Source organism: Pseudomonas sp. NBRC 111140 (genome assembly GCF_001320885.1).
GTDB lineage: Bacteria > Pseudomonadota > Gammaproteobacteria > Pseudomonadales > Pseudomonadaceae > Aquipseudomonas > Aquipseudomonas putida_P.
This window is the reverse complement of record NZ_BCBQ01000178.1, coordinates 1-3,131: the sequence shown is the minus strand read 5'-3', so window position 1 is coordinate 3,131 and position 3,131 is coordinate 1. Positions and strand designations below refer to the sequence as shown.

The 3,131-nt window shown below is 64.9% G+C and carries 4 protein-coding genes, 1 pseudogene and 1 riboswitch; of the genes and pseudogenes, 1 reads left to right on the top strand and 4 read right to left on the bottom strand.

Annotated elements, in window-relative coordinates; genetic code table 11:
* The 4 genes from APH42_RS28650 to ribB form a co-directional block, all read right to left on the bottom strand.
* The coding region (locus tag APH42_RS28650) for a 1-deoxy-D-xylulose-5-phosphate synthase N-terminal domain-containing protein (protein WP_256217855.1) at positions 1 to 583 on the bottom strand (583 nt) is incomplete at its 3' end.
* A gap of 106 nt (positions 584 to 689) precedes the next feature.
* Positions 690 to 1,577 (bottom strand): (2E,6E)-farnesyl diphosphate synthase, encoded by an 888-nt coding sequence (gene ispA, locus APH42_RS28645; protein ID WP_060494740.1) that lies wholly within the window; start codon positions 1,575 to 1,577, stop codon positions 690 to 692.
* Complete coding sequence (locus APH42_RS28640; RefSeq protein WP_012270297.1) at positions 1,574 to 1,816, bottom strand: exodeoxyribonuclease VII small subunit; 243 nt, start codon at positions 1,814 to 1,816, stop codon at positions 1,574 to 1,576. Before APH42_RS28640 ends, ispA begins: the two co-directional genes overlap by 4 nt.
* Positions 1,817 to 2,013: 197 nt before the next feature.
* A complete protein-coding gene (gene ribB, locus APH42_RS28635; protein ID WP_060494739.1) occupies positions 2,014 to 2,664 on the bottom strand; it encodes a 3,4-dihydroxy-2-butanone-4-phosphate synthase in 651 nt (216 codons plus the stop codon).
* 80 nt (positions 2,665 to 2,744) lie between these two features.
* Positions 2,745 to 2,886: riboswitch (FMN riboswitch) on the bottom strand.
* 92 nt (positions 2,887 to 2,978) lie between these two features.
* Between ribB and APH42_RS30035 the strand changes: the two are divergent.
* A pseudogene (locus APH42_RS30035) lies at positions 2,979 to 3,131 on the top strand (RtcB family protein); the annotation flags it as partial.

Sequence of the window (3,131 nt, the reverse complement as noted above, 5' to 3'; positions counted from 1 at the left end):
TGCGCGAAATCGACATGTCGTTGTCGTTGAGGATCACCAGCATGTCGGCGTTGACCTCCTGGGCGTGGTTCAACGCCTCGAAGGCCATACCGGCGGTCAGCGCGCCATCGCCGATCACCGCGATCGACTTGCGTGCACTGTTTTGCAGACGGGCGGCAATGGCCATTCCCAGCGCGGCGCTGATGGAGGTGCTGGAGTGGCCGACGCCAAAGGTGTCGTACTCGCTTTCGCTGCGGCGCGGGAAGGCGGCGATGCCGTCCTTCTGGCGCAGGCTGAGCATGCGGTTACGGCGCCCGGTGAGGATCTTGTGCGGGTAGGCCTGGTGGCCCACGTCCCACACCAGCCGGTCGTCCGGGGTGTCGAACACGTAGTGCAGGGCGATGGTCAGCTCGATCACGCCCAGACCGGCACCAAAGTGCCCACCGGTCTGCCCCACGGTATAGAGCAGTTCCTGGCGCAATTCGTCGGCCAGGGTCTCCAGGTCGGCTTCGGCCAACCGGCGCAGGCCGGCAGGCGTGTCAGCGCGGTCGAGCAACGGCGTGACCGGGCGTTCGCGGGGGATCTCTTGAAACGTCGTGGGCATCAGGCGAGTCGTTATAGGTGTGTGAAGACGCGGCAGTTTACCCCATTGTAGGAAATACTGCCCATTCAGACGGGTGTCGCATGGGGCGCGCAGCGGCCCCAATCCATCAGTTACGGCGTTCGACGATGTAGCGCGCCAGCGCCCGCAGCGGCTCGGCCGTTTCACCGAACCCTTGCAGTGCGATCAGCGCCTGGTCGCGCAGTTCGATTGCATAGGCCTTGGCCGCTTCCAGGCCCAGCAGGGCCGGATAGGTCGGTTTGTCACGGGCTATGTCGGCGCCCTGGCGTTTACCCAGGGTGGCGGTATCGCTTTCCACATCGAGGATATCGTCCTGCACCTGGAATGCCAGGCCGATGGCCTGTGCATAAGTTTGCAGGGCATCGAGCTGCGCTTGTTCGGCGCGGGCACTGGCCAGGGCGCCGAGGCGGACGCTGGCTTCGATCAGCGCGCCGGTCTTGTGCCGGTGCATGAATTCCAGCGCCTGCTGGTCCAGCTTCAGGCCCACTGAGCCGAGGTCGATGGCCTGGCCGCCGACCATGCCGGCCGGGCCGGCAGCCTTGGCCAATGCCTGGACCATGGCCAGGCGGATGTTGTCTGCCTGCGGGCTCAGGTGTGGGGCGAGCAGGGCGCTGAACGCCAGGCTCTGCAGGCCGTCGCCAGCCAGGATGGCGCAGGCTTCATCGAACGCTTTGTGAGTGGTTGGCTGGCCGCGACGCAGGTCGTCGTCGTCCATGGCCGGCAGGTCGTCATGCACCAGCGAGTAAGCGTGGATCAGCTCGACCGCGCAGGCGGCGCCGTTGGCCTGTTCGGCGGGTGCGCCCAGGGCTTCGCAGGCCGCGTAGGCCAGCAACGGGCGCACGCGCTTGCCGCCGTTCATCACGCTGTAGCGCATGGCGGCGTAAAGGCGTTCCAGCTCTTTGGTCGGGGCGATGAACAGCGGTTCGAGGGCGGTATCGACCCGCGCCTGGCAACTGGCCTGGTAGGTACCAATCATACGTCTGGCTCCGCGTCGAAGGGCTGGGCAGCCAGCTCGCCGTCGCGCTCCAGCAGAATTTGCACCTTCTGTTCGGCCTGGGCCAGGGCGCCCTGGCAATCACGGGTCAGGGCGATGCCTTGTTCGAAGGCGGCCAGCGACTCTTCCAGCGACAACTCGCCGTTCTCCAGGCGCTCGACCAGTGCTTGCAGGTCTGCGAGGGATTGCTCGAAATCGAGGGAGGCTTTTTTGCGGGCCATGGCGACTGTCTCGGTGGCATTCAGAACGGCGCGACACTAGCAGAGCGGGGCGGGGGGAGCAAACTTCAGGGGCAATGAGGTGGGTATCAAGGGCTCTTTCGCGGGCACCCCCGCTGCCACAGGTACTCTACAGCCTTGAAGAACTGTGGGGTACCTGTGGCAGCGGGCGTGAACGCGAACAACCTCAAGGTGACCTATCAGGCTGGCTCTGCTTCCAGCTCCAACAAGGCCTCACGATACCGCGCCAGTTCTTCGATGGTGAGCACCGGCAAATTGTACTGCCGCGCATACACCGCCACCTGCTCGCCCCGGGCCATGCTGCCATCGGGGTTCATCAGTTCGCACAACACAGCCGCCGGGCGCAGGCCAGCCAGGCGCGCCAGGTCAACCGAACCTTCGGTGTGCCCACGGCGGGTCAGTACCCCGCCATTGCGGGCGCGCAGCGGGAACACATGGCCAGGGCTGACGATATGGCGCTGTTCGGCGCTGGAACGCAGTGCCGCGTCGATGGTGGTGATACGGTCCTGGGCAGAAACCCCGGTGGTAATGCCTTCTGCTGCCTCGATGGTGACGGTGAAGCCGGTGCCGTGGCGGGCCTGGTTGTTCTGCACCATCGGTGCCAGCTGCAGCGCGTCGACGGTGGCTTCATCCAGGCACAGGCAGACGATACCGCTGCAGTCGCGGATCATCATGGCCATGGTCTGCAACGTAATGTTCTCGGCGGCGGCAATGATGTCCGCTTCGTCCTCGCGGTCGTTATCGTCGAGCAGCAGTACAGGGCGCCCGGCCTGGAAGGCGGCGATGGCGGCGGAAACATTGGGAAATTGCGAAGGGTGCTGGGTGGACATGAAACGCTCCTCGTGAATGATCGATGAACGTCTCGGGGCGAACAAAATGCGCGCGCAAGGGCGCCCGAATGGCCCCTGCCTGACGCCTTCTTTCATCCGGACTATGACCGTCGGCTCTGGAGTTGCACCAGATCTGCTGACCCCCGGCATGGCCGGGGCGCTCGCGGGCTCATCTTTCGATTTACCGCCGGTGGGGACTTTCACCCCGCCCTGAAGACCGGGCAAGCATACCGCACAGTGCCACCCCACTGGCAACCCGCTGTTCTACGACCTTCGGCGGTATCATGCAGGCATGGCCTTTCTGGAGTACCCCCATGGACATTCTCCAAGTCGCCGGCGGCAAGCCGGTCAAATTATGGACTGATGGCGTGCCGGTCGAGGACGACGCCCGCCGGCAACTGATGAACACGGCCAGGATGCCGTTCATCTTCAAGCATCTGGCGGTGATGCCGGACGTGCACCTGGGC

Coding starts and splice junctions, on each gene's coding strand:
- ispA (WP_060494740.1), bottom strand. CDS start 1,577: ATGATTGGTACCTACCAGGCCAGTTGCCAGGCGCGGGTCGATACCGCC.
- APH42_RS28640 (WP_012270297.1), bottom strand. CDS start 1,816: ATGGCCCGCAAAAAAGCCTCCCTCGATTTCGAGCAATCCCTCGCAGAC.
- ribB (WP_060494739.1), bottom strand. CDS start 2,664: ATGTCCACCCAGCACCCTTCGCAATTTCCCAATGTTTCCGCCGCCATC.